The sequence below is a fragment of the Candidatus Pelagibacter sp. genome (genome assembly GCF_052049975.1).
In the GTDB taxonomy this organism is placed as follows: Bacteria; Pseudomonadota; Alphaproteobacteria; order Pelagibacterales; family Pelagibacteraceae; genus Pelagibacter.
Genome location: NZ_JBNGYZ010000001.1, coordinates 70,211 through 96,373, shown reverse-complemented (window position 1 = coordinate 96,373; position 26,163 = coordinate 70,211). Strand labels below are relative to the sequence as shown.

The window sequence follows — 26,163 nt, the reverse complement described above, 5'->3', positions numbered from 1 at the left end:
ATGAACACTAAAGAAAAAATAATCGAAGAAATTAGAAAAATTTATGATCCTGAGCTACCAGTGAATATTTATGAATTAGGTTTGATTTATGATATTGAAGTAAATGAAAATAAAGCAAAAATTAAAATGACTCTAACCACTCCTAATTGCCCAGTTGCAGAAAGTTTACCCAAAGAAGTAAAGGATGGAGCAATGCAAGTAGAAGAAATAGATGATGTGGATTTAGAGCTAGTATGGGATCCACCATGGAATAAAGACATGATGTCAGAAGCAGCAAAATTGGAGTTAAATTTGTAATGACACAGATTATTAAATTAAGTGAAAATGCTGCTAGCAGAATAAAAGAGATTATGTCTAATGCAGAAAAGGATGCGTTAGGTGTTAGAGTTTCAGTTAAATCAGGTGGATGCGCAGGCATGTCCTATGTTATGGAATATACTAAAGAGGCTAATCCGAGTGATGAGGTAATAGAAGATAAGGGTGTTAAGGTATATATTGATTCTGCCGCTATTCTTTATCTATTAGGTACAGAAATGGACTATAAAAAAGAGGAATTTTCATCATCTTTTGTGTTTAATAACCCTAATGAAACTGAAAGATGTGGTTGTGGAGAGTCTTTTAAGGTTTAACCTATTATAGGTTGAAATGTCCCACTTTAAGCATATCAGTATTGCATTGAATGCATATCTAGTGTAGCATCTGAATCATGAACAAATTTGAATTTAAAAATCTTGTTAAGTCTTTAAGAGACACCTTAAAGCAAAAAACTTTTTTAAAAGATTTGCGTAAGGAAGTAGACACTGGTGCAAATGGCACACAAGACTACGTTGTTAAAAAAGGTATTAACAAAGATACAGTTGCTACAACTAGACAGTAATTAAAATTAACTACTGTAATACATCTCAAACTCTACAGGATGAGGTGCGTGTTCAAACTTGTGAATTTCCTCAAACTTAAGAGCTATATAAGCATCAATCTGATCATCCGTGAATACACCGCCTTGAGTTAAGAACTCCCTGTCTTTATCTAAACTTTCCATAGCTTCTCTTAAAGATCCACATACAGTTGGGATTTTATTAACTTCTTCAGCAGGTAATTCGTATAAATCTTTATCAAAAGACTCACCTGGGTGAATTTTATTTTTAATACCGTCTAATCCAGCCATTAACATTGCTGCAAAGGTTAGATAAGGATTTCCTGCTGCATCTGGAAATCTAATTTCACATCTTGCTCCTTTTTTACTTAATGTAATTGGGATACGACATGAAGCAGATCTATTTCTTGCTGAGTAAGCAAGTAGTACAGGCGCTTCAAATCCTGGTATTAGTCTTTTGTAACTATTTGTTGTCGAATTTGCAAAAGCATTTATTGCTTTAGCGTGTTTTAATATTCCACCAATATAATGCAATGCAGTTTCAGATAACCCTGAATATGCATCACCTGAAAATACAGGTGTATCACCTTTCCAAATTGATTGGTGAATATGCATACCCGAACCATTGTCACCAGCAACAGGTTTAGGCATAAACGTTGCTGTTTTTCCAAATGAGTGTGTTACCATTTGAACTACATATTTATAAAGTTGAACATTATCTGCTTGGTCAACTAAAGTACCGAAATACATTCCAAGCTCGTGCTGACTTGGAGCTACCTCGTGGTGATGTTTTTCAACTTTTATTCCAACATCTTTTAAACTTTTTAAGTATTCACCTCTCATGTCTTGTTCACTATCAACAGGAGGAACAGGGAAATACCCACCTTTAACTCCAGGTCTGTGGCCCATATTTCCATTCTCGTATTCTTTACCTGAGTTATAAGGACCTTCTTTACTATCTATTTTAAATCCTGCTTCATTCATATCGTTTTTAATTCTAACATCATCAAAAACAAAAAATTCTGGTTCTGGACCAAAAAATGCTTTATCACCTATACCTGAAGCTTTCAGGTACTCTTCAGCTTTTTTAGCTACACCTCTTGGATCTCTTTCATAAGGAGTTTTCTTTATTGCATCCAATATATCGCAGAATAAAACTACAGTGTTATGTGATGTGAAAGGATCCATAAACATTCTAGAAGTATCTGGTTTTAAAATCATGTCTGACTCATTAATTGCTTTCCAACCTGCAATCGATGAACCATCAAAAAATACACCTTCGTTAATCATATCTTCATCAACAATCCCAGCGTCCATTGTTAAATGTTGTAACTTTCCTCTTGGATCAGTAAATCTTAAATCAACAAATTCAGCTTCTTTTTCTTTAATAAATTTTAAAACATTACTTGCACTCATTTTAACTCCTTTTGATTTTGGTGGTTCTTAGCAAAAAAAAGTTTATAAATATCGCTCTTTAAATAAATAACACCTATGCAAAAATTACATAGATAGCTAATTATGAATGCAATTTTAGATAAAGAACCTGTAAAAAGAGCAGAGAAATCACTCAAAATATTTGATGAAAAATTAGAAGTAATTTGTCTTGAACAATCAGCACGAACAGCTCAAGATGCGGCTACAGCTTTGGGTTGTGATGTGGGCGCTATTGTAAAAAGCTTATTATTTAAAGCCGGAGACAGATTCATCCTTGGTTTAGTTGCTGGCGATAATAGGTGTTCTCTGAATAAATTAAAAAAAATACTTAATGAAAAAGATATCTCAATGGCATCTCCAGAAGATGTAAAAGAAAATACAGGTTACACAATCGGAGGAGTATCACCAGTTGGTCACTTAAATGAATGTGATATTTACGTAGATGAAAGTCTGGAGAGATTTTCCGATATATTTGGTGCAGCAGGTCATCCAAATGCAGTATTTAAAATTAATTATAATGATTTACTAAAAATGACCAAAGGTAAAGTAGAAGATATAGTTGAATGAGAGAACCAAAATTAATTGATTACGGTTTACTAACATTGCTAGCAGTTATTTGGGCTTCTGCTTTCTTTAATATTAAAATTGCAACTTATTCGTTTGGACCTGTGACTATTGCTTTTTTAAGAGTATTTTTTGGTGCACTACCAGTATTGTTAATTTGTTATATTAATAAAATAAAGATAGAAGCGTTTTCTAAGGATTGGTATTGGTTTGCATTAATAGGTTTTATAAACTTGGTGGCACCTTTTTTCTTGATCGCATATGGCGTTAAATCTGTTCAAAGTAATTTGGCTGCAATTTTAATGTCTTCAACAACTTTAAGTTCTACTGTTCTTGGTCATTTTTATACCAAGAATGAAAAATTTAATTTTACAAGAACTTTAGGAGTATTAATTGGTTTTTCAGGTATCGTATATTTATTTTCTGATAATTTTTTAATCAATGAAAACAATTTTGGTTCTGCATTATTAATCTTATTAGGTTCTACTTGTTATGTTGTTGGAGGAGTTCTTACGTTAAAAATTAGTAAGAAGAAAAACGAAAATGTAACAGGTTCAATTTTAATTTGGGCTACGATAATTTTAATACCTTTGGTATGTTTAATTGAACAACCTTGGAAAATTGTTCCTAGACTAGACTCTACTATCTCTGTAATTTATTTAGGTCTTGTTTCAACTGGAATTGCATGGTTATTAAGATTTAGAATTTTAACAACTAACGGATTAATCTTTCAGTCTCAAGTTTCATATTTAATTCCAATTTTTGGTGTTATTTTGAGTTACATCTTTTTAAAAGAATTAATTACAATTAAAGTTTTAGTAGCTTTAGTTGCAGTTATTATTGGAATTTATTTTGTAAAAAAAGCTGGATTAACTAAAAGCTAAATTATTTTTTTAATAGCCTCTATGTGAGCAGGTGTTGTTTCACAACAACCACCAAGCATCGTAGCACCACTCTCTTTAAATTTTTTAGCTATTTTAGCAATTACTTCTGGAGTTAAATCTTTTCTTTGTCCTAAAAATTCATTTGGATTACCATTACTTTTTCCATAACTAGCTGTATATCCGTCTTTTGGTTGAGTTGTTTCAAAAGCATTAAACTTAAAACCAAATGGGATGTTTAAATTTTTAAGTTCATTAAAATTTTGTTCAAAGTTTTCAGGAGAAATACAAGTTAAAATTACTCCTAATAAATTTTCATCAAATACTTTTTTAATATCTGAGATTTTTTCTCCACTTGGAAGTTTAGTACCCTCAGATATGTGTATTCCAATTAAGTATGGTTTTTTAAATTCTTTAATAGCTTCTATTGCACATTCAAATTCTCTAATACTACTTAATACATGTAAAATATAAAAATCCACATAAGGGTTGAGTATATTTGCTTGTTCATTAAAACTTTTTGTAATTAGATCAGTTTCACGGTTATCAGCTTCATAAGTAAAATTTTGTGGAGGCAACTCACCAGCAATTTTGATATTAGGATATTTTTCTTGAGCCTTTTTTGCTATTTCACCAGCTTTTTTATTAAGATATTCAAACTTATCTTCAACCCCATTATCTCTCAATCTTAATCTTCTTGTTGTAAATGTTGTTGTGCAAATTACATCGGCTCCTGATTTAATATAATCTAGATGTGTATTTAATAATAATTTATGATAATTTTTATCCAATAAAGCGTTTGCACTCCATAAAGTTCCATTGGGCTTCATTCCTCTTGCTAGAAGCTCTTGACCCATACCACCATCAAGAATTCTTACTTTTTTAAAAAAATCTATTTCCATTTATTTTTTATAAATTATTGAAGCATTAAATGAAAAAGATCTTCGTTCACCATCAACATTAAAAGGATATGCGGTATGCATTAAATAATTTGGAAAAATAATTAAGTTTCCCACTTTAGGTATAAAGTTAAATATACTTTTATTCAAAAAACCTTTTTGTCCGTTAATAAAATCAATAGTTCCATTAGTTCTAATCTTCTTATTCTTAACATTCCTATTGATTGAAAAATTTTTAGGAAGTTTAAGATAACCAACTCCAGATAAGTCACCTTGATGATAATGAATAGGATTATATTCTCCTTTAAATTGTCTTACAATCCATAGAGATTTAATCTTAATATCTTTTACATTTTTCACATTTTCTTTATGGAGAAAATTTTTGATAATTTTTTTTAGCTCTGATGAAATATTCTGCTCAACAAATTTTTTTGAAAGAAGAACTTCGTTTTTAATTTGGCTTGCAAGTTTTGATGAATAATCAATTTGTTTATATGAAGATTTTTTATCTAATTGATTATTTAGCTTATTAATCAATCTACTTGAAATTTTTGTTATCCCAATAGATGGACCAAATGGTTTAATATTTTTCACAGGTTTTAATTATAGTACTTTTTCTTATAATCAACCTTAACCTAATAATCTTAAACCCAATCTAACTGCCACAAATATAACTAATAGAGAGGTCATTACAGCTAGAATTCTATTGGATAAAAATCTAATATTTAAGAAATTGCCAAGTTGACCACCAAGTAAAACAACAATAAAAAGAGGCCAGTAATTTAAAATCTCATTTATTACGTTTTCTTTTGTTAATTGACCTAATATTCCTGATATAGAATTTATCAAAATAAAAAGAGATGCTGTTGTTGCAATTTGTTTAGGATATCCAGCTTTCATTAAAAAAAGTATTGGGCTTAAAAAAATTCCACCTCCTATACCGACTATTCCGGAAACAAAGCCAAGAATTGAACCAATTATTATAGAAATGAAGTTATTGATCTCATTTATTTTTATATTTTCAGACTTAAAAGAATTACTATTTATTAATAACAATATCCCAGCAACACTTAATACAAAAAATAATAAAATTTCAAAAATGTATTTATCTATATTTATTGAACCACCCAAGAAAGCAAATGGAATAGAACCTATTAAATATGGAATTATTAATCTTCGATTAAAATTGCCAGCCCGCACATAATTAATTGAGTTTCCGGAAACAACGATTACGTTACAAAACAATGCTATTACTGGAAAGATATAATAAGGAACTTCCCAAATAAGTAGAAGTGCTAAATATGTTGATCCACCGCCGAAGCCAACACTTGAATATAAAATTGCAGTTACAAAGAATAATATAGGTAGTATAAACATAATTATTTTATGAAAGTTAACATAGCATTATTAACAGTTACAGACACCAGAACTTTTGAAAACGATAAATCTGGTGGAATACTTGTAAATAAAATTGAAGAAGCAAATCACAATCTAGCTGATAGAAAAATTTGTAAAGATAATAAAGAAGATATTAAATCAATAATTAATGAATGGTTAAAAGAAAAAGATATAGATGTAATTATAACAACTGGTGGTACAGGTCTTACAGGAAGAGATATAACACCTGAAGCTTTAAATGATATTGCTGACAAACATATACCCGGATTTGGTGAGATGTTTAGATACATAAGTATTAAATCTGTGGGAACTTCATCTATTCAATCTAGAGCTTGCGCAGTATTAGCTAAAGGTAAATATGTGTTTGCCCTACCAGGTTCATCAGGTGGAGTTACCGATGCATGGGATGAGATATTAAAATATCAATTAGATATTAATCACAAGCCTTGTAATTTTGTTGAATTATTTCCTAGATTAAAAGAGAAATAAATAGGTATCTTGCAATTTTTCCAACACTTACAAGAATTATAAAAGTTAAAATTTTTGTTTTCATTGTTCCAGCTACAAATGTAAGTGGATCACCAATTACTGGAACCCATGCAAACAGCAAAGACCACTTGCCATATTTTTCAAACCACAGAGAGGACTTTGAAATCTGTTTTTCTTTAAAAGGAAACCATTTTTTATCTTGTAACTTTATAAAGTAAAAACCTATAACCCAGTTGAATACTGATCCAAGAATATTTCCCAAGCTTGAAAATAAAATTAACAATGTTCGGTTGTAACTTTCAACAGAAAGCATTGTAGCTAACATCAATTCTGAAGAGAGAGGTAATATAGTTGCTGCTAAAAATGATATTGTAAATAAACTAAGATAACCAATTATCACTTTTAATTAGAAAATTACTTTTGATATTTCTCTTTCCACTCAGAGTAGGGCATTCCATAAACATGTTCTCTTGCATCTGGATCTGAAATAGTGATACCTTTTTTTTCTGCTTCTTCTCGGTACCATTTTGATAAACAATTTCTACAAAAGCCTGCAAGGTTCATTAGATCTATATTTTGAACATCTTTTCTATTTCTTAAGTGATCTATCAATCTTTCAAAAGCAGCAGATTGAAGTTCTTTTTTTGTATTCTCGTCCATAAAAATTATATATAAATACTTTATGAAACTTTCGGGATCTTATCAAATCAATTTACCTAAAGAAAAAGTATGGGAAGCTTTAAATGATCCAGAAATATTAAGACAAGCAATACCGGGATGTGAAGAATTTACAAAAAACTCTGACACAGAATTTACTGCAAAAGCTACAAATAAAATTGGCCCTTTTAATGCCAGCTTTACTGGAGATGTAGAACTAAAAGATTTAAATCCACCAAATAGTTACAAAATTTCAGGATCTGGAAATTCCCCAGTTGGTTTTGCATCAGGAGAGGCAAGTGTGAAGTTGGAGGATGAGAATGGAGTTACAAAATTAATTTATGAGGTAGAGGCAAATGTTGGTGGAAAAATTGCACAAGTAGGTGCGAGACTGATTGATATGACTGCAAAAAAAATGGCTGATATCTTTTTTGGTAAATTTTCAGAACTTATTACACCCTCAAGTAATGAAGAGAGTGAAAATCAAAATCAGTCAGAGGAAAAAAATTCTGCAGATTCATCCAGTCATAAATCATCAAATCAAAAGTTATTAATTTATGGTGGTGTTGTTTTAGCTGTGGCAATTATTGCTTATTTAATTTTTTAAAATATTCATAATTATTGGATTTTTAGTCAGTTTCCTCTACCTCAGGTAGTAATGCATCAAATAATCCGTTGCTTCTCTATTTTAGTTATGATCAGATACCTACCAGGGAATAAGGTAATAGAGAAGGAGTAATTAATGACTAAAGTAACTTTAGAGGTTAATGGTAAAAAGGTAACTAAAGAAGTTCCAGACCATACACTTTTATCAGTATTTTTAAGAGATAATTTAAATTTAACAGGTACTCACGTAGGATGTGACACCAGTCAATGTGGAGCTTGCGTAGTTCATGTTGATGGAAAATCTATAAAAAGTTGTTCAACATTAGCTGTAGACATCGATGGATCAAAAGTAACTACTATCGAAGGTTTAGCAAATGATGGAAAAATGCATCCAATGCAAGAAGCATTTAAAAAAACTCATGGTTTACAATGTGGATACTGCACACCAGGAATGGTTATGAGTGCAGTGGATTTACTCCAAACAAAAAAGAATCCAAGTGAGCAAGAAATTAGAGAGTGGTTAGAAGGTAACATTTGCAGATGCACAGGTTATCAAAATATTGTTGCTGCAGTTAAAGAAGCATCAACAAAAATGTAATTAAGATAAGGAGGAGAAAAATAAAATGCCAAGTTTAGTAGGATCAAGAGTTGAAAGAAAAGAGGATAAAAGATTTTTAACAGGAAAAGGAAGATACACAGCTGATATCAATATTGCTAATCAGACTTATGCTGTGTTTGTTAGATCTCCTCATGCAAGAGCAAAAATTAAAAAAGTAGATACATCAAAAGCATTAAAGTCTTCAGGTGTAGTATCTGTATTAACAGGAAAAGAAATCGCTGAAGATAAAATTGGAGGACTAATAGCAGGTTGGGCTATTAGAAGTGAAGATGGTTCAGAAATGAAAGTACCTGCAAATCCACCATTAGCAGGTGAAGTTGCAAACTTTGTTGGTGAACCTGTTGCAGTAGTTTTTGCTGAAACATTAGATGAAGCAAAAGCAGGTGCAGAAAAAGTTGAAGTTGATTACAAAGTTTTAAAAGCAGTTGTAGATCCAGCTGAAACAATGAACAGTGAAGCTATTCATGATGGAATAGACAAAAATCTTTGTTATGACTGGTTGTTAGGAGATAGAAAAGCTGTTGATGAAGCTTTTGCAAAAGCTGACAAAATTATCAAAGTTGATTTAATAAATAATAGATTAGTTCCAAATGCAATGGAGCCAAGAGCTTGTGTTGTTGATTATAACACTGCGTCTGAGGAAATAACTTTATATACTACAAGTCAAAACCCTCATCTATCAAGATTAGTAATGTCCGCATTTGGAGGTGTTGCTCCAGAAAATAAATTAAGAGTCGTTGCACCAGATGTTGGAGGTGGATTTGGTTCTAAAATTAATGTTTACAATGAAGAAATAGTTTGTAGTTGGGCATCTAAAAAAATTGAAAGACCAATTAAATGGGTTGCAGAAAGAACAGAGTCATTCTTAACTGATACTCATGGAAGAGATCACGTAACACATGCTGAACTTGCTGTAACAAATGATGGTAAGTTTTTAGGTTTTAAAAATGAAACTATTGCAAACTTAGGTGCATATGCAAGAGTGTTTGGAACAGTAACTCCAACATATCTATTTGGACCTTGTGCAACGGGTGTATATGTAATTCCAGCTGCATACTCAAATGTGAAAGCAGTTTATACAAACACAGCACCAGTTGATGCATATAGAGGTGCCGGAAGACCAGAAGCAACTTATACTATTGAGAGATTAGTAGAAAAAGCTGCTATGGAACTTGGAATTGATAAAATTGAGTTGAGAAAAAGAAATTTTCCAACTGAGTTTCCATTTAAACAAACTTTAGTTCATACAGTAGACTCAGGTGATTATGTTGCTGGAATTGAAAAAGCAAAAGAGATGGCAGATTATGCTGGCTTTGAATCTAGAAGAAAACAATCTGAAGCTAATGGTAAGTTAAGAGGTATTGGAGTATCTTCTTATTTTGAAGCTTGTGGTATTGCACCTTCAGCAGCAGTAATGTCACTTGGATGTGGAGTAGGTTTATGGGAATCTGCAGAAGTAAGATTTAATCCTACAGGTCAGGTTTCAGTATTTACAGGTTCACACAGTCATGGACAAAGTCATGACACTACATTTGCTCAAATTGCAGCAGATGAATTAGGTGTACCAATAGAAAATATTGATCTAGTTCACGGTGATACAGATAAGAGCACATTTGGTATGGGTACTTATGGTTCAAGATCGCTTGCAGTAGGTGGTATTGCAATTGTAAACGCTTGTAAAAAGATAGTTGCAAAAGGTAAAAGAGTTGCAGCTAAAATGCTTGAAGTCAGTGAAGACGAGATCGAGTTTAAAGATGGAGAGTTTATTGCTCTTAAATCTAACAAAAAGAAAACTATTGGTGAGATAGCCTTTGCTTGTTACGTTCCAGGTCAAAGAGATGAAATGAAATCTCCAATTCCTGAAGGAGATGAGCCAGGTTTAATTGAGTCTGCATTTTATGACCCACCAAACTTTTCTTTTCCAGCAGGTTCACACATTTGTGAAGTAGAGATAGATCCTGCAACTGGAAATGTGAAAGTTGAGAAATATACAGCGGTTGATGATTTTGGAAGAATAGTAAATCCAAATATCGTTGAAGGACAAGTTCATGGTGGATTAGCACAAGGAATTGGTCAAGCTTTGTATGAAAACACAAAGTATGATGAAACTGGTCAGTTGATGACAGCTTCTTACATGGATTATACAATGCCTAGAGCTGATAATTTCCCAGAGTTTAATCTTGGATTTACTTGTACACACGCAACATCAAATCCTTTAGGTGTTAAAGGATGTGGAGAAGCAGGTGCTATTGCTTCACCTCCAACTGTAATGAATGCAGTTATTGATGCATTGGGTGGTCAAGAAATTACAATGCCAGCTACACCTGAAAAAGTTTGGAAGGCTTGTAAGGCTCTTAAAAAATCTAACTCTAAAGCAGCTTAAGGAGGTTAATTATGAAATCATTTAATTATCATGCACCTAAAGATGTAAAAGAAGCATCTAAACTTGCATCTTCTAATTCTGCTTTTTTAGCTGGTGGAATGACTTCAATTCCATCAATGAAGTTAGGATTAGCAACTTACAAAGATGTAATTGATATAAAGAAGATAAGTAAACTTTCTGGTATCAAAGTAAGTGCTAAGTCAATTAAAATTGGTGCTACTACTAAGCATGCAGATGTTGCTTCATCAAAAGATGTTAAAAAAGCAATTCCTGCTTTAGCAAAACTTGCTGGTAATATTGGTGATGCACAAGTAAGGAATAGAGGAACAATTGGTGGTTCTATATCTAACAATGATCCATCAGCTTGTTATCCATCAGCTTGTATGGCTTTAAATGCAGTCATCCATACTAATGAAAGAAAAATTGAAGCAAGTAAATTTTTCAAAGGTATGTTTGAAACTGCTTTAAAGAAAGGCGAGATAGTTGAAGCTGTAGAGTTTGCTATTCCAGAAAAAGCTGATTATCAAAAACATCCTAATCCTGCATCAAGATATGCAATAGTTGGTGTGTTTGTTGCTAAACATAAAGATGGAGTTAATGTAGCTGTTACAGGAGCAAAATCTTGTGTTTACATTGATAAAGACTTATCAGGAAAACTTTCATCAGACTTTTCATCAGGTGCTATTGAGGGAATGGAACTTGATGATAGTGAAATGAACTCTGATATGCATGCGTCATCTGAATACAGAGCGAACCTAGTTTCATTATACGCTAAAAAAGCTGTTGAAGCTTGCTAGTATAGTTTTATATTTCATCAGATGAAAAATTCATTTGATGAAAAAATACTAGAAGAAGCGAATGATTGGATTAATGCCAATCAGAAAGTTGTATTAGCTACAGTTATCCAAACTTGGGGATCATCTCCAAGACCTACTGGAAGCAGAATGATTATTAATGAAAAAGGTGATTTTTCAGGCTCTGTTTCTGGAGGATGCGTAGAATCTGCAGTTGTAAGAGAATCTATGTCTTTAATAAAAGACAATAAACCTTTCAAAAAATTAGAGTTTAAGGTTTCAAATGAAAGTGCTTGGGAGATTGGTCTTGCTTGTGGTGGTGAAATAGCTGTTTATCTAGAGCAATTTAATTAATGCAAGTAGAACTTAACAATTATTTTAAGTGCAAAATAGATAAATCTATTCTCAAAGAACTTTCACAAAAATCTGATATCAAAGGATTATTACATGTAAGTGGATACTTTATTGTTTTATTCACTGTGGGTTTTGTTGCCTATTATACATGGGGCACATATTGGTCAATTTTTTGGTTTTTAGTTTACGGAAATATATATAATTTTGTAAATGCAATTTGGCATGAAACTAGTCACAATACCGCTTTTAATTCAAAAGTTTTAAATTCAATTTTTTTTCATTTATCATCATTTATGGCTATGTTCGAACCAACAAGGTGGAAGTTTACTCATTTTGTTCATCACAAAAATACATATTCAACAAATGATCCCTATGATCATGAAATTTTATATGGCAATGATTTAAAAAAAACTCCAAAAAGTTTTTTAATTAACTGCATACCTTTTGCAGACTTGTTATATTTAAAAAATCACATTTCTTTTGAAATTATTAAGCATTCATTAGGTATTGAAACCAAAGTTATGAAAGAGTGTATTCCAGATAATGCAAAACCAAGAGCTATTTTAATTTCTAGGATTTATTTAACAATTTGGCTTTTAATAATATTTAGTTCAATAGTTTTTAAAACTTGGTTGCCTGTTTTGTTTTTGTTACTTCCAATATTTTATGGAAAAACTATGCATAGAATTGTTGCATTTGCCCAACATGCTGGCCTTGCTAGAAATGTAAAAGATCATAGATTATCTTCAAGGGACATACACTTAAATCCAATATTGAGTTTTTTATATTGGAAAATGGAATATCATTGTGTTCATCACATATATCCAATTATTCCATCTTATAATTTAAAAAAATTGTATCATCTTCTTGAAGACCAACTACCTAAAGCAAAAAATGGTTTGATTGAAACTTATAAAGAAATAATACCAGCATTATTGAAACAAAGAATTGATCCTAATTATAGTATCAACGTAAGAATGAATAAAAATGAAACAGTCACTGCTTAAAAAAATTATCAATTTAAAGAAACAAAAAAAAGAATTTGCAATAATTACAAACTTAAAAAATGGAAATTCTACAATTTACCATAATGAAAATGAATTAACTGGAGAGTTTGAAAGTTATAAAGATCAGATAATAAATTTCTATAAATCAAAAAATAATGGTGTAATTGATGGAACAGAAATTTTTGTTGAATCTTATGTGAGACCAATAAAAGTTGTAATTGTTGGAGCTGTACATATCGCTCAATATTTAGTTGATTTTGCAAAAAGTTTAAATTTTGAGATCTCTATCATAGACCCAAGAGGATACTTTGCATCTGAAAAAAGATTTCCCAATATGAAAATAATTAATAAATGGCCAGATGAAGCTTTCAAAGAATTAGACACAAACGAAAGTACAGCACTAATTGCTTTAACACATGATCCAAAAATAGATGATCCAGCATTACAATATGGATTGAAAAATAAATTTTATTACATTGGTGCATTAGGAAGTAAAAAAACACACGCTAATAGATGTGAAAGATTGAAAGAAGCTGGATTTAATGAAGAGCAAATAAATTCAATACATGGACCAATAGGAATAAAACTTGGAGGCAAATCAGCCCCAGAAATTGCTTTATCTATTATTGCACAACTTGTTTCAGTAACTTATACAAAGTAATGATTAAATTAATTTATATTTTTTTATTTTTTTTTATCTCAACTAATATCTCAGCAAGTACATTAGACTATAAGGATTTAGATAAAATTATAAAGAAAAGCACGTTTTTTGATAATCAAGGAAAAACTTATTCAATTGATAAAATTAATGACAAAAGAAATACTTTATTAATAATTGATAATCATGGCAGTGATTACGACATTGTCAAAGATAAATGTCAAAAAAAACCAGCTTTAGGATATATTTGGAAAGGTGCCACTGTTCCCGCAATATTAAAACTTCACAACAAACAAATTAAAGGTTTAACAATTAAAATTTACCGTCTTTGTTCTGGAGTTAAAGGAATGACTTTAAAGGCAATGAAGAAATATAGAAATCAATTAAAGAATAATGGAACAATTTCAAATATTGAAGATGAAACAAAAAATATTAAAAGACAGAAAATATTATTAAATGAATTAAATAAATTTAATGAGATGGGATTTGAAAATATTGTTCTGTCTGGTTTTTCAGCCGGTGCATGGGCTTCATTAAATTTGCAATCAAAATATCCAGATAAAATAAAAGGTACCATAGCTATTAATCCAGCTGCATTTGGAAAAAAAACTATTAGGAAGAAATATCCTGAGTGGGGATTTTTTAGAAAAACAAATTTTGATAATTTAAAAAAATCTAATTCAATAAATTCAATTATATTTACTCACAATAAAGATAAATATGAAACTCCAGAAACACTGTCATTTTTTAGAGACATAAAAGGTGTAAAATTTATTGATTATAGTGAATTAAAACCAACTAATTGCAAGTGGGCTGATGCAAATCATAATATGGGACCTTCAGATGGTCATGGTGTCCCTCAATCAATTTGTTTTACAAATTTTATAGAAAAAAATAATCATTTAATAAAATTTTTGGAGCAAATTTTATAATGATATCAGCGATACTACTCGCAGCAGGACAATCAAAAAGAATACCAAAAGAAAATAAACTTCTTAAAATGTTTAAAGGGAAAAAATTAATCAATCATATTTTAGATCAATTAATTAAAAGCAAAGTAAAAAAAATTATAATTGTGTTAGGTCATGAGCATTCATTAGTTAGAAAAGCAATTATGAAAAATAAAAAGATTCAATTTACATTGAATAAAAATTATAAATCTGGAATTGCTTCATCAATTAAAACAGGTATTAAAAAAGTAAATAAGGTCTCAAAAGGTTTTCTGATAGTTCAATCTGATATGCCTTATATTAAGAAAACGCATATAAATAAAATCTATAACTCTATCGATAAAAAATATAATTCTGTTCATTTACTAAAATATAAAAATAAAATTGGTAATCCAATTGGATTTAACTCATCTGTAATTTCAAAATTTAAAAAAATTAAAGGTGATGTTGGAGCTAAATTTATGGTTAAAAGATTAAAAAAAAATGCAGCTATAATTAAAGTTAATTCTGAAAAAATATTTAAAGACCTAGATAAATTAGCTGACTTTTGAAGACGATTTAAAGTTTATTCTAAATGCTAATAAAGCTAAAATTATAAAAAGATAAATTAAAGGCTCAGTAAGATCTCTTTTTACTAACCAAATAAAATGAACTACAGCAAATATTGCAATCACATAAGTTAATCTATGTAGTTTTTTCCAGTTATGTTTTAAAATACCCATCATTTTTTTTGATGATGTAACTGCAAGAGGAACTAGTAACAGCCATGCAGCGAAACCTATGAAGATAAATTTTTTTGTAAGTATATCTTTTGAGATATTTTCTAAATCAAAACGATAATCTAGACCTACATATGTCATTAAATGTAAAGATGCGTAAAAAAAAGCGAACAGACCAAGCATCCTACGAAATGAAATCCATATATTTAAATTAGTAATTTTTTTTAATGGCGACATTGCAAGTGTAAATACAATAAACAATAATGCCCATTCACCAGTATGATGCGTAATTTCCTTAATTGGTTCTGGCCCTAAATTGTTAGTGAATGTTTTATAAATAATAACTATTAGTGGAATTAAACTAAGAAAAAATAGTGACGGCTTGTATATTTTCCTCATTAAAAGTTTTTCTTTAAATCCATACCAGAGTATAGATGAGCAACTTCATCACCGTATCCATTGAACATTAATGTTTCTACTCTTGGAGAAAAAATATCACCATTAATGACTCTTTCAGTAGCCTGTGACCATCTTGGATGATTTACATTTGGATTTACATTAGAATAAAATCCATATTCCCTTGGTGATGCCCACATCCAAGCTGTCATTGGCATTTTTTTTACCAACTCAATTTTTACAATAGCTTTGCCACTTTTGAATCCATATTTCCATGGAATGAATATTCTTAAAGGAGCTCCATTTTGATTTGGTAATGGTTTTCCGTATAATCCAGTTACGACTGTTGTTAAAGGGTGCATTGCTTCATCTAATCTTAATCCTTCAACGTATGGCCAATTTAACACTGCTCGTCTTTGACCTACCATATTCTCAGGATCATAAACACTTATGAATTTTACAAATTTTGCCTCAGGTTTTATTTTAACTTTGTTTAATAATTCGCTGAGCGAAAAACCCATCCACGGTATGATCATTGACCAACCTTCAACACATCTTAATCTTTGCACTCTTTCTTCTGATGGAAATGAATTTAGAATTTCATCTATAGATAAGTCTATAGGTTCTTCAACTTCCCCCTCAATTCTTACAGTCCATGGTCTTGTTTTAAAATCTTGGGATTTTTTATAAGGATCTCCTTTACCAGTACCAAACTCATAATAATTATTGTAAGTAGTTATATCTTTGTAAGATGTTGGTTTAGATAAATCTGTGTTTGCTAAAGCATTATTTGCAAATGCAATACTACCAATTCCATAGCCTAAATTTTTTAAAAACTTTCTTCTATTATTATAAATTTTTTCAGGTGTTATTTCTGAATATTTAAATTTTTTCATTATTTATTGGATTACCTTTCAACCATTTACTATCTTCATTTTCATAATGTTCTTTTTTCCAGATTGGTGATCTTTTCTTTATTTCTTCAATTATATATCTTGATAAAACATATGCTTGATCTCTATGTTTACAAGCAACAGCGATAATAATACTCATCTCACCAAGTTTTACATATCCTTTCACATGTTCAATATAAACTGCTTTGTCTTTAATATTAAGTTTTTGTTCAGTCTCTTCATAGATTTCTTTAAAGCTCTTTATAACCATAGCATCATGGCTATCATATGTCATTCCTGTGACTTTTTTATTTTCATTAAAATCTCTGACTGTTCCAGTAAAGAAAATTGATGCCCCAAATTTTGATGAGGCTATAAATTTTTCAGCATTAGAAATTTGTATTTTTGCTTTTTCTGTGTCTATGATTTTAGTGTGAAGCATTAACCCCCTCCAATTGGAGGAATAATACCTATTTTTTGATCTTTTGTGATTTTATAATTGTCGCTTATAATTTCATTATCCTCAGAACAAAAAGCAGATGAATTGATTATTTTCTTAAAATTTTCATTTCCATTGAAAGTTTCATCAATAAAATTTAAGAGAATATCCTTAAAATCTTTAATCGTTATTTGAGATTTTAAATCAAATTCTAAAATATTTTTGTCACTTAAGTCTCTACTAGCACCAAATAATTCTAATATTATTTTCATTTCTTTAATTTAGATGAAAATTTTAAATTCTCATTAACAAAGCTTGATTGATTTTTATTTATAAATTCATCCATTATTTTTAATTTTTCTTCCTCAAATTCTGAAACTTTACGAGTGTTCAAATTCACATAAAGAGCTAGTGCTTCAAAGGTTGATGCTAAATATCCTCCTTTTTTATTTATCATTTCCATTTTATATTGAAGTCTTTTCTTGTCATGATCAAAATATAATAAGTTAATATCCACTTCATCATCAAGCTTAAGTTCTTGATTATAAGTTATATTTGTTTCAACAATCATAGTGCTCATACCAGTACTTTTTGCAGACTCTTCGCCCATCTTAAACATTCTATTTAGATTATCTGCTCCAAACTTATCAAAAATTAAAAGATAATAAGCTACATTCATATGATCGTTATAATCGATCCAATCTTTAATAATTTTTTGAGAACTAAGATGAACTGACATTTAAATTAAAAAATGTTTTCAAGAAATTTAGGTAATCCATCTGGATTAGTCCATAAACCACTTTTTCCACCTTCTTTAATTAGAAGCTTAACATTATCAATTTTTAAATGAGGATTAACAATTTTACTTAGATCATAAATTGTTGTTAATGCAGCATTCACACCCATTATCGCTTCCATTTCAACACCAGTTTTCGCAACTGCAGACACTACACAAAATACTTCCAGAGAATTATCTTCTTCATTCATAATTATTTTTGTAGCGGTATGGTCAATAGGAAGTGGGTGGCATAAAGGAATTAATTCGCTAGTTTTTTTTACACCTAGTACAGCAGAAACTTCAGCTAAAGTTATAGGATCACCTTTTGGCATTTCTTTGTTTTTGATTAATTCAAATACTTCTTTGCCCACATAAATTTTTCCTGAAGCTAATGCTCTTCTGAAAGTTTCTTTCTTTGAGGATACATCTACCATGTTAAAAGAGTTTTTTTGAAATATCTCTTTTGCCCAATCTTTTAATGATTGTTGGTCTACAACTTTAAGATTTTTCATTATCCTCCAGTAGTTGATAAATTTTTAGTTAAACCTGTTTCACCAAGTTCTAAATAATGAGACTCTTTCTTAAAGTTTAACTGTTTTAAAATTAAATCTTTTAGTTCCTCAATTTGTTCATCTGTTTGCATTAAGTGTCTTATATTGATTCCTGTATTTCCAAATAAACATAATCTTAAATCACCTTTTGCAGTAATTCTTAATCTGTTACAGCTTTTACAAAAATCTTTTGAGTAGGGTGCAATTACTCCAAACTTTCCTTTGAATTCGGAATTAATATAATTTTTGGAAGGTCCAGCATCTCTTCCTAGTGTTTGAATTATCCAATTATTACTATTTAAATAATCAGTAAACTTTGTTGCAGGTACATGATATTTATTAAAATAATCTAAGTTGTCTCCAGTTTGCATTAGTTCAATATATCTAAAATCAATTTCATTGTTTTTTATAAATTGAGCCCATTCACTAAAATCTTTTTCACTATCATTAACACCTCTTAGAAGAACAGCATTTACTTTAATATTTTTAAAATTAAGTTTTTGTAATTCTTCAATACCTCTTAATATTTCTGGTAATCTGTCATGACTTGTAATTTTTTTAAATGTTTCTCTATTTAGACTATCAATACTAATGTTAATTCCATCAAGACCGCTATCTTTAATTCTAGATGCAATTTTATCTAGATGATAGCCATTAGTAGTAATTACAGTTTTTTTTATTCCAGAGTTTGATTTTATCAATTTTACTATATCAAAAAAATCTTTTCTTACAGTTGGCTCACCTCCAGTTAATCTAATTTTGCAAACACCTAGTTCAGATAAAGCTTTTGATAATCTTCCAATTTCTTCTGCGCTTAAAAAAGTTCGATTGTCACTTTTGTCTACTTGGTATCCATTTGGTAAACAGTATCCACACTTAAAATTACAAACGTCCGTTATTGATAATCTGATGTAGGGAAAAGATCTTCCAAAACTGTCTTTTAGAGTATTCATTTTTAATATAAGGTTATCATAATTTAACTAAATTATCATGAGTCAAATATTAGAAAAAAGCCTTATTGATGAGTATAACCAAAATGGCGCAGTCTTGATTAAAGGAAAATTTGATCATTACTGGATAAACAAATTAAAAGAGGGTTTTAAAAAAGCAAAATCTAATCCCAGCCCAAGGTTTGTTAATCATACGAAAGATAAAAGTTCTCCAAGTTACTATGAAGATTTTTGGACATGGGATTTAATTCCTGAGTTTAAAGATTTTGTCTTTAACTCACCAACATCAAAAATTGCATCAGAACTTCTTGAAGCAAAAGAAATAAATTTAGTTATGGACAATTGGTTTTATAGAGAAGCGGGTTCTAAATCAAAACCACCTTTTCATCACGATATTTCTTATTTTGATTTTGAAGGTTCAATGTGTGTTCTATGGTTACCTTTAGAGCCAGTTAAAAAAGAAGAGGGGATTGCTTGGGTAAAAGGTTCTCATTTATGGAATAAATTATTTTTAAGAACAAGATTTAATGACGGTCATACGGTTGATGGTGAAGCTGGTATTGTTAATGGAAAAAAATATGAAGTAACTCCAGATATTTTGAAAAATAAAAATGATTACGAGTTTTTAGAGTGGGATCTTGAGGTAGGAGATTGTGTTTATTTTGACATTAGGACTTTGCATGGAGGATTACATGAAAGTACTCCAAATTCAGATATTCATAGGTTCACTCTTAGAATGGCTAAAGAACAATCAAAAATTGAATATCGAGGAGATTGGGCTCGAGATGAAAGAGCTATTATGGAGCAAAATGGCTATAAAAATGGGGATGATTTAGCTGGCAAAATGTTTCCAACTTTATTTAAAAATTAATAAAAAAAGTCTTCACATTTTAATAAAAATTAGTAAATAGGGCTCAAAATTTTTAATTAAATTTTTATTTTTTCTCTACCCTTATTCCCCTTTTGTTTCTTCAAAAGGGGAATTTTTTTTAACTAAATTATTTACCAACAGGTCTGTATGCAGATGCAGCTTTTGCAGCTTTCTCTGCAGCTTTATTGAAATCAACAGCTTCCATTATATTCATATCTTCAATTGTGCCAGTTGATTGCATCAACATTTTCATTCCAGCCATGGTTTCGAAATCTGGCCCTTCTATAATAGCGATGAAATCATATGCTCCTCTTAGAGTCATCATATCAATTAGTTTTCCACCAGCTGCTTCAGTTATTTTTTTTGCAGCTTCTTGTCTATTATCTGAAGGGTTCTTTACAAAACCAGCAAGACCTTGTGTTGAATATTTACCTAATACAACAAACTTCATTCTACCTCCTTTTTTTTAGTAACTTATCTTAACATTGTTACAAAAATGTTATTATGTTTTAATTGCAAATCTGATACAACCTCTGTTATTAATTATTTTATGTACGAAAAATTTGGACAGTTTATTGATGGAAAATGGTCACCCTCTTCAGACAATAACACTTATGAAGTGATTAATCCTGCAAATGAAGAAATTTTAGGAAAAGCATCTAAAGCAACTCCCGAAGATGTTGATAGAGCATTAAAAGCTGCAGAAAAAGGTTTAGAAGTTTGGAAAAAAACTTCACCTTGGCAACGTTCATACATTATCAGAAGAATTGCTGACAAGATGAGAGAAAAACAAGATGTGTTAGCAAAATGGATGACATTAGAGGTTGGTAAACCTTTTGCAGAAGCAAAAGGTGAAGTAGGTGCAGCTGCAGATATTTTTGAATGGAATGCTGAAGAAACAAAAAGAATTTATGGCCAAACAGTAGAAAGTAGATTTGAAGATACTAGAGTTCATGTTTACTATCAGCCAGTTGGAGTTGTTGCAGCATTAACTCCTTGGAACTTTCCATTAGTTTTATCTTCAAGAAAAATTTCAACAGCTTTAGCCGCAGGATGTTCAGTAATAGTTAAACCAGATACAATCACTCCAGGAACTGTAATGGAATTGGTTGATATTTGTAGACAGTGTGGAGTTCCTCCTGGTGTTGTTAATTTATTATCAGGTGATCCACCAGCTATTGCTTCTCAATTAATATCTTCTGATATTATTAAAAAAATTTCAATAACAGGCTCTACAAGAGTTGGTAAATTAATTTTAAAGCAAGCAGCTGATAAAGTTCAAAGAGTTACTATGGAATTAAGTGGTCACTCTCCATTCATAGTTTTTGATGATGCTGACTTAAATAAAGCAACAGATATGGCTATTGCTGCAAAATTTAGAAATAATGGGCAGGTTTGTATTTCTCCAAATAGATTTTATGTGCAAGAAAACAAAAAAGATGAATTTACCAATTTGTTTATTGATAAAATTAAAAAATTAAAAATTGGTGATGGTATGGATCCTGAAACACAACTTGGACCTTTAACAACACAAAAAAGATTAAATGAAGTTGAGGCACTAGTCGAAAAAACTAAGCAAGAAGGTGCTACAGTTTTATTAGGAGGAAAAAGACCATCAGGTTTTAATAAAGGTTTTTATTATGAGCCAACAGTTTTTGATAATGTAAAAGATGACTTTACTATTATGAGAGAAGAACCATTTGGACCATTAGTTCCAATGTTGTCATTTAAGTCATTTGATGAAGTTATTGAAAGAGCAAATAATAATGATTTAGGTTTATGTAGTTATATTTGCACTAACTCAATGGAAAAAGCTCATAGAACATCAGAGTTAATGGAAACTGGAACTGTAGCTGTAAATACACCACTAGTTGCAATTGCCGAAGCTCCTTTTGGTGGTATCAAGCAAACTGGCTATGGTCGTGAAGGTGGATCAATGGCTATAAAAGATTATTTAAATGTAAAGTATACGCATCTTGGTATCAAAGGTTGAAGAAAAGAGACTTATATTACGATAGAATTCCCACAAAGTTTTTAAGAGAAGACATCAGACTTTTAGGAAAAATTCTTGGTGATGTTTTAAGAGAGCAAGAAGGTGATAAATTTTTCAAATTAGTTGAAGAAATAAGACTATTATCAAAGCCAAATTTAAATAATTATGGGGCCAGTAACCCTCATGAAAGACTCTCAAAAAAAATTAAAAATTTAAATTCAGAAACTATTTTTAAATTAACAAGAGCTTTCAATCATTTTTGTAACTTAATGAATCTTGCTGAAGCTCATGACACTTCACATACTCTTAATGAAATTGAGCAAAATAAAAATAAAAAAAGTGAGAGTCTTTTTATAGAAGATATTTTTAAAAATTTTTTTAAAAATAAATCGATTCCAAATAAAAAAATCTATGATCTTGCACAAAATTTAAAAATAGGCGTAGTTCTTACTGCACACCCAACTGAAGTAAAAAGAAGAACTTTAATCCAGAAATATGCAAATTTAATTGAGCTGCTTGAGCAAAGATATTTATACAAAAATTACCAAAAAAAAATTAATGAAATTGACAAAGCTTTATATAGTGAAATTACAATTATCTGGAAAACAGACGACATAAAGAGAACGAAACCGTCGCCACTTGATGAAGCAAGGTGGGGTTTGGCAATTATTGAAGATAGTTTGTGGGACACTATCCCAAAAGTTTATAAGAGATTAAATAAAATTTTTAGAAAATATTATGGAAAAGATCTTCCAAGAAGTTTTAATCCAATAGAATTTGGTTCTTGGATGGGTGGAGACAGAGATGGAAATCCAAATGTTACTTCTCAAATAACAGAAAAAATAATTATGTTTTCAAGATGGCAAGCAGCAAAGTTATATGAAAGAGAACTTACCAAACTTATCCAAGATCTATCAATGCAGAAATGTTCAAAAAAAATTCAAAAATTTTCTAAAAATTCATTTGAACCATATAGAGTTTACCTTAGACCTATTAGAGACAAAATTAGAGCAACATATATAAATATAGAAGAGCATTTAAATAAAAATAAAAAATTAAATGAGGATTTGTTATTTAAAGATAAGTATGAACTTATCGAAGTTTTAAGAGACGTTAGAAAATCCTTAAATGAAAATAAAGATAAAAGAATTGGCAATACAATTCTTCTTGATTTATTAAGAAGAGCAAGATGTTTTGGCATAAATTTAGCAAAATTAGATATCAGACAAGAATCTTCAAGACATTCTCAATTAGTCTCAGAAATTATAAAAAATAACTTTAAAATTAAATTTGAAAATTTTAATGAAGAAAAAAAAGTTCAATTATTATCAAAATTAATCAATGATAAAAAAACTTCTAAATATTTAAAGATTAAAAATAAGCTTAATAAAGAAGTCTGGAATACGTTTGAAGTTATATCGAAACAACCAAGTGAATGCCTAGGTGCGTATGTGATATCTATGACATCTAACTCATCGGATATTTTAAATGTTTATTATTTACAAAAATTAGCAAAAATTAAGAAGCCTTTAAGAGTAGTGCCATTATTAGAAACTTTAGATGATTTAAAAAATGGTAAAAAAATAATGGAAAAACTTTTCTCTTTTGGTTGGTACAGAAAACTTGTTAATCATCAGCAAGAAGTGATGATTGGATATTCAGACTCGAGCAAGGATGCAGGTAAATTATCATCGAGTTGGAACCAATATAGAGTAGAGGAAGAGCTTAGAGACATTGCAAAAAAATATAAAATTTCTCTTACTTTCTTTCATGGACGAGGTGGTTCACCAGGAAGAGGTGGTGGACCAATTCAAGCTACTTTAAAATCTCAACCATCAGGTACAGTTAATGGCTCTATTCGAATTACAGATCAAGGGGAGGTTATACAGCAAAAATACGGTTACAAACCTTTAGCAGAATATAATTTGTGTAGTTATATAGGATCTGTAATGGAAGCAACTTTAAATCCTCCGCCCAAACCCAAATCTAATTGGAGAGATTTAATTGAACGAATGACTGAGCTTTCGACATCTTCTTATAGAAGAAGTATAAATTCTAACGAGGAGTTTATAAGATATTTCAAAACAGTTACACCACATAAGGCACTTGGAAAACTTTCAATTGGCTCAAGACCAACAAAAAGAAAAAATGTAGATAATATTCAAAGTTTGAGAGCAATACCCTGGGTGTTTGCTTGGACACAGATTAGATTATTGTTACCAGCTTGGTTGGGAACAGCTGAGGCATTGAGATATGCGGGAATTAAAAAATTTAAAAACAACTTAAATGATATGCAAAAAAACTGGCCTTTCTTCTCTTCAACGATGGATATTCTAGACATGGTTATTTCTAAAGTTGATCCTGAAATATCAATTATTTATGAAAATAACTTGGCAGATGAAAAGTTAAAGCGAATTGGAAAAAAATTGAGATTTCAATTTGATCATTTGGTCAAACTTCACAAAAAAATAACACCTAAAGAAATATTAAAAGAAAGAAAAAATTTTAGAAAATCATTGTATGTAAGAAATAACTACACTGAGGTTTTAAATGTCTTGCAAGCTAAAATTATGGGAAAATTAAACTCAAAAAAAATTAATAAAATTGATAGAAAATATCTTGAAGATGCATTAATGACTTCAATAGCAGGTATTTCTGCTGCAATGAAAAATACAGGATAATGTTAGAATTAATTATAGCTTTTGGAGCTGGTTTAATCAGCTTTCTTTCACCATGTGTATTACCATTAATTCCAGGGTACATTTCATTTGTTTCTGGCCAATCCTTAAAAGAAATAACAGAAAAAAAAGATTTTAATTTAAGTCCTTTAATAAAATTTTGTTTTGGGTTTTCAATTGTCTTTATTATTTTTGGAGCATCAGCATCTTTTTTAGGGAAAGTTTTATTGCAAAACTCTCAATCATTTAGATTGATTGCAGGTTTGGTAATAATTTTCTTTTCTTTGCAATTATTAGGCGTTTTTAATTTTGGTTTTTTAAACATGGATAGAAGATTTGATTTTAAAAAATTCGATAGTTTCTTTTTCCCAGTCATTATTGGATTTGCTTTTGGTTTTGGATGGACACCGTGCATAGGTCCAATCTTAGGTTCTATTTTAGCTTTAGCGTCAATCGAGGAAACTTTGGCAAGGGCAATTTTACTTTTAGCTTTTTATTCTTTAGGATTAGCAATTCCATTTATTATATCTGGTTATCTTATTCAAAAGTTTCTCCTTTTTTCAAAAAATATGAGAAAACATATTAATACTATCTCAAAGGTTGGAGGGGTCTTATTATTAATCACTGGAATATTAATTTTGACAAATAAATTACAATTTTTAGGTTTTTACTTGCTAAATATCTTTCCATTCTTACAAAGTTTCGGTTAAAAATTAGTATGAAAATTTATCAAATAGATTCAAGTGCAAGAAAAAAAGGCTCTACATCACGTGCTCTTGCTAAAAAACTTTTAGATAAAATAAAAAAACCTGGTGATGAAATAATTTATAGAGATCTTGATGATGAAATGCTTTTTGTATCTGGATTAACTGAGTCTGGAATGAACATTGAAGAAAAAGATCAAACAACAGAACACAAAAAAATGTTCGAGTTATCTGATAAATTAGTAGCAGAACTAAAAGAAAGTGATGTTATAATTATATCAGCACCGATATATAACTATGGGCCTCCAGCAACCCTAAAAGCATGGTCTGATCTTGCAGCCAGAGTTGGAGAAACTTTTAGATTTAAGCCTAATGGCAGAAGAGAAGGTTTGTTAAAAAACAAAAAAGCTTATCTAGTCATTACTTCTGGAGGAACCAAATTAAATAGCAATGAAGATTTTCTTACTCCTTGGTTAAAATTTATTTTAAACTTTTTTGGAATTGAAAAAATTAATGTTGTCAGCGCTGATCAAATGGCCCTTGATTATGAAAAATCAATTAGGGATGCAGAGCAACAAATTAAAGATTTAGAAATTTAAATTTTTTACAAGATTGTTTTAGATA

Annotated in this window: 34 protein-coding genes; 20 read left to right on the top strand and 14 right to left on the bottom strand. The window is 30.1% G+C overall.

Features of this window, described 5'->3' with window-relative positions; translation table 11 throughout:
• The 3 genes from ACTT9U_RS00420 (at position 1) to ACTT9U_RS00410 (ending at position 877) form a co-directional block, all read left to right on the top strand.
• A complete protein-coding gene (locus tag ACTT9U_RS00420) occupies positions 1 to 297 on the top strand; it encodes an iron-sulfur cluster assembly protein (protein WP_440909259.1) in 297 nt (98 codons plus the stop codon).
• Positions 297 to 629: a HesB/IscA family protein gene (locus ACTT9U_RS00415; RefSeq protein ID WP_440931221.1), complete on the top strand. Its 333-nt coding sequence runs from the start codon at positions 297 to 299 to the stop codon at positions 627 to 629. The genes ACTT9U_RS00420 and ACTT9U_RS00415 overlap by 1 nt, the downstream gene beginning before the upstream one ends.
• 77 nt (positions 630 to 706) lie before the next feature.
• Complete coding sequence (locus ACTT9U_RS00410; protein ID WP_440931220.1) at positions 707 to 877, top strand: hypothetical protein; 171 nt, start codon at positions 707 to 709, stop codon at positions 875 to 877.
• 6 nt (positions 878 to 883) lie between these two features.
• Here the strand turns inward: ACTT9U_RS00410 and glnA are convergent, their stop codons facing one another.
• Positions 884 to 2,290, bottom strand: a complete 1,407-nt coding sequence (glnA, locus tag ACTT9U_RS00405) for a type I glutamate--ammonia ligase (protein WP_014952931.1) — start codon at positions 2,288 to 2,290, stop codon at positions 884 to 886.
• Between the two features lie 102 nt (positions 2,291 to 2,392).
• On the opposite strand from glnA, the gene ACTT9U_RS00400 reads away from it, so the two are divergent.
• Entirely contained in the window at positions 2,393 to 2,875 is a 483-nt protein-coding gene (locus tag ACTT9U_RS00400; protein WP_440931219.1) for a YbaK/EbsC family protein, read from the top strand.
• The gene (locus ACTT9U_RS00395; RefSeq protein WP_440931218.1) at positions 2,872 to 3,756 is read left to right on the top strand and encodes a DMT family transporter; all 885 of its coding nucleotides are present in this window, start codon (positions 2,872 to 2,874) and stop codon (positions 3,754 to 3,756) included. Before ACTT9U_RS00400 ends, ACTT9U_RS00395 begins: the two co-directional genes overlap by 4 nt.
• Here the strand turns inward: ACTT9U_RS00395 and ACTT9U_RS00390 are convergent.
• From ACTT9U_RS00390 to ACTT9U_RS00380, 3 genes are read right to left on the bottom strand one after another with little or no spacing between them, the layout of a single operon-like run.
• The gene (locus ACTT9U_RS00390) at positions 3,753 to 4,655 is read right to left on the bottom strand and encodes a homocysteine S-methyltransferase family protein (RefSeq protein WP_440931217.1); all 903 of its coding nucleotides are present in this window, start codon (positions 4,653 to 4,655) and stop codon (positions 3,753 to 3,755) included. The two genes, ACTT9U_RS00395 and ACTT9U_RS00390, sit on opposite strands and share 4 nt — an antisense overlap.
• A complete protein-coding gene (locus ACTT9U_RS00385) occupies positions 4,656 to 5,246 on the bottom strand; it encodes a putative 2OG-Fe(II) oxygenase (protein ID WP_440931216.1) in 591 nt (196 codons plus the stop codon).
• 36 nt (positions 5,247 to 5,282) lie between these two features.
• Positions 5,283 to 6,029: a sulfite exporter TauE/SafE family protein gene (locus tag ACTT9U_RS00380; RefSeq protein WP_440931215.1), complete on the bottom strand. Its 747-nt coding sequence runs from the start codon at positions 6,027 to 6,029 to the stop codon at positions 5,283 to 5,285.
• Between the two features lie 9 nt (positions 6,030 to 6,038).
• Between ACTT9U_RS00380 and moaB the strand changes: the two genes are divergently transcribed.
• Complete coding sequence (gene moaB, locus ACTT9U_RS00375; RefSeq protein WP_440931214.1) at positions 6,039 to 6,539, top strand: molybdenum cofactor biosynthesis protein B; 501 nt, start codon at positions 6,039 to 6,041, stop codon at positions 6,537 to 6,539.
• Here the strand turns inward: moaB and ACTT9U_RS00370 are convergent.
• Positions 6,520 to 6,933 carry a YqaA family protein gene (locus ACTT9U_RS00370; protein ID WP_440931819.1) on the bottom strand — a complete coding sequence of 138 codons (414 nt, stop codon included), beginning with the start codon at positions 6,931 to 6,933 and terminating at the stop codon, positions 6,520 to 6,522. The two genes, moaB and ACTT9U_RS00370, sit on opposite strands and share 20 nt — an antisense overlap.
• A gap of 20 nt (positions 6,934 to 6,953) precedes the next feature.
• The gene (locus tag ACTT9U_RS00365) at positions 6,954 to 7,199 is read right to left on the bottom strand and encodes a DUF1244 domain-containing protein (protein WP_440930085.1); all 246 of its coding nucleotides are present in this window, start codon (positions 7,197 to 7,199) and stop codon (positions 6,954 to 6,956) included.
• Between the two features lie 22 nt (positions 7,200 to 7,221).
• Between ACTT9U_RS00365 and ACTT9U_RS00360 the strand changes: the two genes are divergently transcribed.
• The 9 genes from ACTT9U_RS00360 (at position 7,222) to ACTT9U_RS00320 (ending at position 15,118) form a co-directional block, all read left to right on the top strand.
• Positions 7,222 to 7,803 carry an SRPBCC family protein gene (locus ACTT9U_RS00360; protein ID WP_440931213.1) on the top strand — a complete coding sequence of 194 codons (582 nt, stop codon included), beginning with the start codon at positions 7,222 to 7,224 and terminating at the stop codon, positions 7,801 to 7,803.
• 135 nt (positions 7,804 to 7,938) lie between these two features.
• The gene (locus tag ACTT9U_RS00355) at positions 7,939 to 8,400 is read left to right on the top strand and encodes a (2Fe-2S)-binding protein (protein WP_440931212.1); all 462 of its coding nucleotides are present in this window, start codon (positions 7,939 to 7,941) and stop codon (positions 8,398 to 8,400) included.
• Positions 8,401 to 8,425: 25 nt separating this feature from the next.
• Positions 8,426 to 10,804 (top strand): xanthine dehydrogenase family protein molybdopterin-binding subunit, encoded by a 2,379-nt coding sequence (locus ACTT9U_RS00350; RefSeq protein ID WP_440931211.1) that lies wholly within the window; start codon positions 8,426 to 8,428, stop codon positions 10,802 to 10,804.
• Positions 10,805 to 10,815: 11 nt separating this feature from the next.
• On the top strand, positions 10,816 to 11,601 hold the full coding sequence (locus tag ACTT9U_RS00345) for an FAD binding domain-containing protein (protein ID WP_440931210.1): 786 nt from the start codon (positions 10,816 to 10,818) through the stop codon (positions 11,599 to 11,601).
• Between the two features lie 21 nt (positions 11,602 to 11,622).
• On the top strand, positions 11,623 to 11,952 hold the full coding sequence (locus ACTT9U_RS00340; RefSeq protein ID WP_014952945.1) for an XdhC family protein: 330 nt from the start codon (positions 11,623 to 11,625) through the stop codon (positions 11,950 to 11,952).
• A complete protein-coding gene (locus ACTT9U_RS00335; protein ID WP_440931209.1) occupies positions 11,952 to 12,959 on the top strand; it encodes a fatty acid desaturase in 1,008 nt (335 codons plus the stop codon). The genes ACTT9U_RS00340 and ACTT9U_RS00335 overlap by 1 nt, the downstream gene beginning before the upstream one ends.
• Positions 12,940 to 13,620 carry an XdhC family protein gene (locus tag ACTT9U_RS00330; RefSeq protein ID WP_440931208.1) on the top strand — a complete coding sequence of 227 codons (681 nt, stop codon included), beginning with the start codon at positions 12,940 to 12,942 and terminating at the stop codon, positions 13,618 to 13,620. Before ACTT9U_RS00335 ends, ACTT9U_RS00330 begins: the two co-directional genes overlap by 20 nt.
• The gene (locus ACTT9U_RS00325; protein WP_440931207.1) at positions 13,620 to 14,549 is read left to right on the top strand and encodes a hypothetical protein; all 930 of its coding nucleotides are present in this window, start codon (positions 13,620 to 13,622) and stop codon (positions 14,547 to 14,549) included. Before ACTT9U_RS00330 ends, ACTT9U_RS00325 begins: the two co-directional genes overlap by 1 nt.
• Positions 14,549 to 15,118, top strand: coding sequence for a nucleotidyltransferase family protein (locus ACTT9U_RS00320; protein ID WP_440931206.1), 570 nt, complete (start codon positions 14,549 to 14,551; stop codon positions 15,116 to 15,118). Before ACTT9U_RS00325 ends, ACTT9U_RS00320 begins: the two co-directional genes overlap by 1 nt.
• Here the strand turns inward: ACTT9U_RS00320 and ACTT9U_RS00315 are convergent.
• The 7 genes from ACTT9U_RS00315 to moaA are packed head-to-tail and all read right to left on the bottom strand — an operon-like array spanning position 15,104 to position 19,296.
• Positions 15,104 to 15,685 carry a sulfite oxidase heme-binding subunit YedZ gene (locus ACTT9U_RS00315; protein ID WP_440931205.1) on the bottom strand — a complete coding sequence of 194 codons (582 nt, stop codon included), beginning with the start codon at positions 15,683 to 15,685 and terminating at the stop codon, positions 15,104 to 15,106. The two genes, ACTT9U_RS00320 and ACTT9U_RS00315, sit on opposite strands and share 15 nt — an antisense overlap.
• On the bottom strand, positions 15,685 to 16,578 hold the full coding sequence (msrP, locus tag ACTT9U_RS00310) for a protein-methionine-sulfoxide reductase catalytic subunit MsrP (protein WP_440931204.1): 894 nt from the start codon (positions 16,576 to 16,578) through the stop codon (positions 15,685 to 15,687). Before msrP ends, ACTT9U_RS00315 begins: the two co-directional genes overlap by 1 nt.
• Positions 16,565 to 17,017 (bottom strand): molybdopterin synthase catalytic subunit, encoded by a 453-nt coding sequence (locus tag ACTT9U_RS00305; protein ID WP_440931203.1) that lies wholly within the window; start codon positions 17,015 to 17,017, stop codon positions 16,565 to 16,567. Before ACTT9U_RS00305 ends, msrP begins: the two co-directional genes overlap by 14 nt.
• Positions 17,017 to 17,286 (bottom strand): molybdopterin biosynthesis protein MoeD, encoded by a 270-nt coding sequence (locus ACTT9U_RS00300; RefSeq protein WP_440931202.1) that lies wholly within the window; start codon positions 17,284 to 17,286, stop codon positions 17,017 to 17,019. Before ACTT9U_RS00300 ends, ACTT9U_RS00305 begins: the two co-directional genes overlap by 1 nt.
• Positions 17,283 to 17,753: a thioesterase family protein gene (locus tag ACTT9U_RS00295; protein ID WP_440931201.1), complete on the bottom strand. Its 471-nt coding sequence runs from the start codon at positions 17,751 to 17,753 to the stop codon at positions 17,283 to 17,285. The genes ACTT9U_RS00300 and ACTT9U_RS00295 overlap by 4 nt, the downstream gene beginning before the upstream one ends.
• Positions 17,754 to 17,758: 5 nt before the next feature.
• Positions 17,759 to 18,304, bottom strand: a complete 546-nt coding sequence (gene moaC / locus ACTT9U_RS00290; protein ID WP_440930072.1) for a cyclic pyranopterin monophosphate synthase MoaC — start codon at positions 18,302 to 18,304, stop codon at positions 17,759 to 17,761.
• The gene (gene moaA, locus ACTT9U_RS00285; protein WP_440931200.1) at positions 18,304 to 19,296 is read right to left on the bottom strand and encodes a GTP 3',8-cyclase MoaA; all 993 of its coding nucleotides are present in this window, start codon (positions 19,294 to 19,296) and stop codon (positions 18,304 to 18,306) included. The genes moaC and moaA overlap by 1 nt, the downstream gene beginning before the upstream one ends.
• 37 nt (positions 19,297 to 19,333) lie before the next feature.
• Between moaA and ACTT9U_RS00280 the strand changes: the two genes are divergently transcribed.
• Positions 19,334 to 20,164 carry a phytanoyl-CoA dioxygenase family protein gene (locus ACTT9U_RS00280; protein WP_440931199.1) on the top strand — a complete coding sequence of 277 codons (831 nt, stop codon included), beginning with the start codon at positions 19,334 to 19,336 and terminating at the stop codon, positions 20,162 to 20,164.
• Positions 20,165 to 20,291: 127 nt separating this feature from the next.
• Here the strand turns inward: ACTT9U_RS00280 and ACTT9U_RS00275 are convergent, their stop codons facing one another.
• Positions 20,292 to 20,615 (bottom strand): GYD domain-containing protein, encoded by a 324-nt coding sequence (locus ACTT9U_RS00275; protein ID WP_440930069.1) that lies wholly within the window; start codon positions 20,613 to 20,615, stop codon positions 20,292 to 20,294.
• A 99-nt stretch (positions 20,616 to 20,714) separates the two neighbouring features.
• On the opposite strand from ACTT9U_RS00275, the gene ACTT9U_RS00270 reads away from it, so the two are divergent.
• Genes ACTT9U_RS00270 through ACTT9U_RS00255 form a run of 4 tightly spaced genes read left to right on the top strand, consistent with a single transcriptional unit; the run spans position 20,715 to position 26,138 of the window.
• Positions 20,715 to 22,157 (top strand): NAD-dependent succinate-semialdehyde dehydrogenase, encoded by a 1,443-nt coding sequence (locus tag ACTT9U_RS00270; protein WP_440931198.1) that lies wholly within the window; start codon positions 20,715 to 20,717, stop codon positions 22,155 to 22,157.
• A complete protein-coding gene (gene ppc, locus ACTT9U_RS00265; protein ID WP_440931197.1) occupies positions 22,154 to 24,838 on the top strand; it encodes a phosphoenolpyruvate carboxylase in 2,685 nt (894 codons plus the stop codon). Before ACTT9U_RS00270 ends, ppc begins: the two co-directional genes overlap by 4 nt.
• The gene (locus tag ACTT9U_RS00260) at positions 24,838 to 25,545 is read left to right on the top strand and encodes a cytochrome c biogenesis CcdA family protein (protein WP_440931196.1); all 708 of its coding nucleotides are present in this window, start codon (positions 24,838 to 24,840) and stop codon (positions 25,543 to 25,545) included. The genes ppc and ACTT9U_RS00260 overlap by 1 nt, the downstream gene beginning before the upstream one ends.
• 8 nt (positions 25,546 to 25,553) lie before the next feature.
• A complete protein-coding gene (locus ACTT9U_RS00255) occupies positions 25,554 to 26,138 on the top strand; it encodes an FMN-dependent NADH-azoreductase (protein WP_440931195.1) in 585 nt (194 codons plus the stop codon).
• Positions 26,139 to 26,163: the final 25 nt, after the last annotated feature.

Excerpts from the sequence above, each read along its gene's own strand:
- ACTT9U_RS00420 (WP_440909259.1), top strand. The coding sequence starts at position 1 with ATGAACACTAAAGAAAAAATAATCGAAGAAATTAGAAAAATTTATGAT.
- ACTT9U_RS00415 (WP_440931221.1), top strand. The coding sequence starts at position 297 with ATGACACAGATTATTAAATTAAGTGAAAATGCTGCTAGCAGAATAAAA.
- ACTT9U_RS00410 (WP_440931220.1), top strand. The coding sequence starts at position 707 with ATGAACAAATTTGAATTTAAAAATCTTGTTAAGTCTTTAAGAGACACC.
- glnA (WP_014952931.1), bottom strand. The coding sequence starts at position 2,290 with ATGAGTGCAAGTAATGTTTTAAAATTTATTAAAGAAAAAGAAGCTGAA.
- ACTT9U_RS00400 (WP_440931219.1), top strand. The coding sequence starts at position 2,393 with ATGAATGCAATTTTAGATAAAGAACCTGTAAAAAGAGCAGAGAAATCA.
- ACTT9U_RS00395 (WP_440931218.1), top strand. The coding sequence starts at position 2,872 with ATGAGAGAACCAAAATTAATTGATTACGGTTTACTAACATTGCTAGCA.
- ACTT9U_RS00390 (WP_440931217.1), bottom strand. The coding sequence starts at position 4,655 with ATGGAAATAGATTTTTTTAAAAAAGTAAGAATTCTTGATGGTGGTATG.
- ACTT9U_RS00380 (WP_440931215.1), bottom strand. The coding sequence starts at position 6,029 with ATGTTTATACTACCTATATTATTCTTTGTAACTGCAATTTTATATTCA.
- moaB (WP_440931214.1), top strand. The coding sequence starts at position 6,039 with ATGAAAGTTAACATAGCATTATTAACAGTTACAGACACCAGAACTTTT.
- ACTT9U_RS00365 (WP_440930085.1), bottom strand. The coding sequence starts at position 7,199 with ATGGACGAGAATACAAAAAAAGAACTTCAATCTGCTGCTTTTGAAAGA.
- ACTT9U_RS00360 (WP_440931213.1), top strand. The coding sequence starts at position 7,222 with ATGAAACTTTCGGGATCTTATCAAATCAATTTACCTAAAGAAAAAGTA.
- ACTT9U_RS00355 (WP_440931212.1), top strand. The coding sequence starts at position 7,939 with ATGACTAAAGTAACTTTAGAGGTTAATGGTAAAAAGGTAACTAAAGAA.
- ACTT9U_RS00350 (WP_440931211.1), top strand. The coding sequence starts at position 8,426 with ATGCCAAGTTTAGTAGGATCAAGAGTTGAAAGAAAAGAGGATAAAAGA.
- ACTT9U_RS00345 (WP_440931210.1), top strand. The coding sequence starts at position 10,816 with ATGAAATCATTTAATTATCATGCACCTAAAGATGTAAAAGAAGCATCT.
- ACTT9U_RS00340 (WP_014952945.1), top strand. The coding sequence starts at position 11,623 with ATGAAAAATTCATTTGATGAAAAAATACTAGAAGAAGCGAATGATTGG.
- ACTT9U_RS00335 (WP_440931209.1), top strand. The coding sequence starts at position 11,952 with ATGCAAGTAGAACTTAACAATTATTTTAAGTGCAAAATAGATAAATCT.
- ACTT9U_RS00330 (WP_440931208.1), top strand. The coding sequence starts at position 12,940 with ATGAAACAGTCACTGCTTAAAAAAATTATCAATTTAAAGAAACAAAAA.
- ACTT9U_RS00325 (WP_440931207.1), top strand. The coding sequence starts at position 13,620 with ATGATTAAATTAATTTATATTTTTTTATTTTTTTTTATCTCAACTAAT.
- ACTT9U_RS00320 (WP_440931206.1), top strand. The coding sequence starts at position 14,549 with ATGATATCAGCGATACTACTCGCAGCAGGACAATCAAAAAGAATACCA.
- ACTT9U_RS00315 (WP_440931205.1), bottom strand. The coding sequence starts at position 15,685 with ATGAGGAAAATATACAAGCCGTCACTATTTTTTCTTAGTTTAATTCCA.
- msrP (WP_440931204.1), bottom strand. The coding sequence starts at position 16,578 with ATGAAAAAATTTAAATATTCAGAAATAACACCTGAAAAAATTTATAAT.
- ACTT9U_RS00305 (WP_440931203.1), bottom strand. The coding sequence starts at position 17,017 with ATGCTTCACACTAAAATCATAGACACAGAAAAAGCAAAAATACAAATT.
- ACTT9U_RS00300 (WP_440931202.1), bottom strand. The coding sequence starts at position 17,286 with ATGAAAATAATATTAGAATTATTTGGTGCTAGTAGAGACTTAAGTGAC.
- ACTT9U_RS00295 (WP_440931201.1), bottom strand. The coding sequence starts at position 17,753 with ATGTCAGTTCATCTTAGTTCTCAAAAAATTATTAAAGATTGGATCGAT.
- moaC (WP_440930072.1), bottom strand. The coding sequence starts at position 18,304 with ATGAAAAATCTTAAAGTTGTAGACCAACAATCATTAAAAGATTGGGCA.
- moaA (WP_440931200.1), bottom strand. The coding sequence starts at position 19,296 with ATGAATACTCTAAAAGACAGTTTTGGAAGATCTTTTCCCTACATCAGA.
- ACTT9U_RS00280 (WP_440931199.1), top strand. The coding sequence starts at position 19,334 with ATGAGTCAAATATTAGAAAAAAGCCTTATTGATGAGTATAACCAAAAT.
- ACTT9U_RS00275 (WP_440930069.1), bottom strand. The coding sequence starts at position 20,615 with ATGAAGTTTGTTGTATTAGGTAAATATTCAACACAAGGTCTTGCTGGT.
- ACTT9U_RS00270 (WP_440931198.1), top strand. The coding sequence starts at position 20,715 with ATGTACGAAAAATTTGGACAGTTTATTGATGGAAAATGGTCACCCTCT.
- ACTT9U_RS00260 (WP_440931196.1), top strand. The coding sequence starts at position 24,838 with ATGTTAGAATTAATTATAGCTTTTGGAGCTGGTTTAATCAGCTTTCTT.
- ACTT9U_RS00255 (WP_440931195.1), top strand. The coding sequence starts at position 25,554 with ATGAAAATTTATCAAATAGATTCAAGTGCAAGAAAAAAAGGCTCTACA.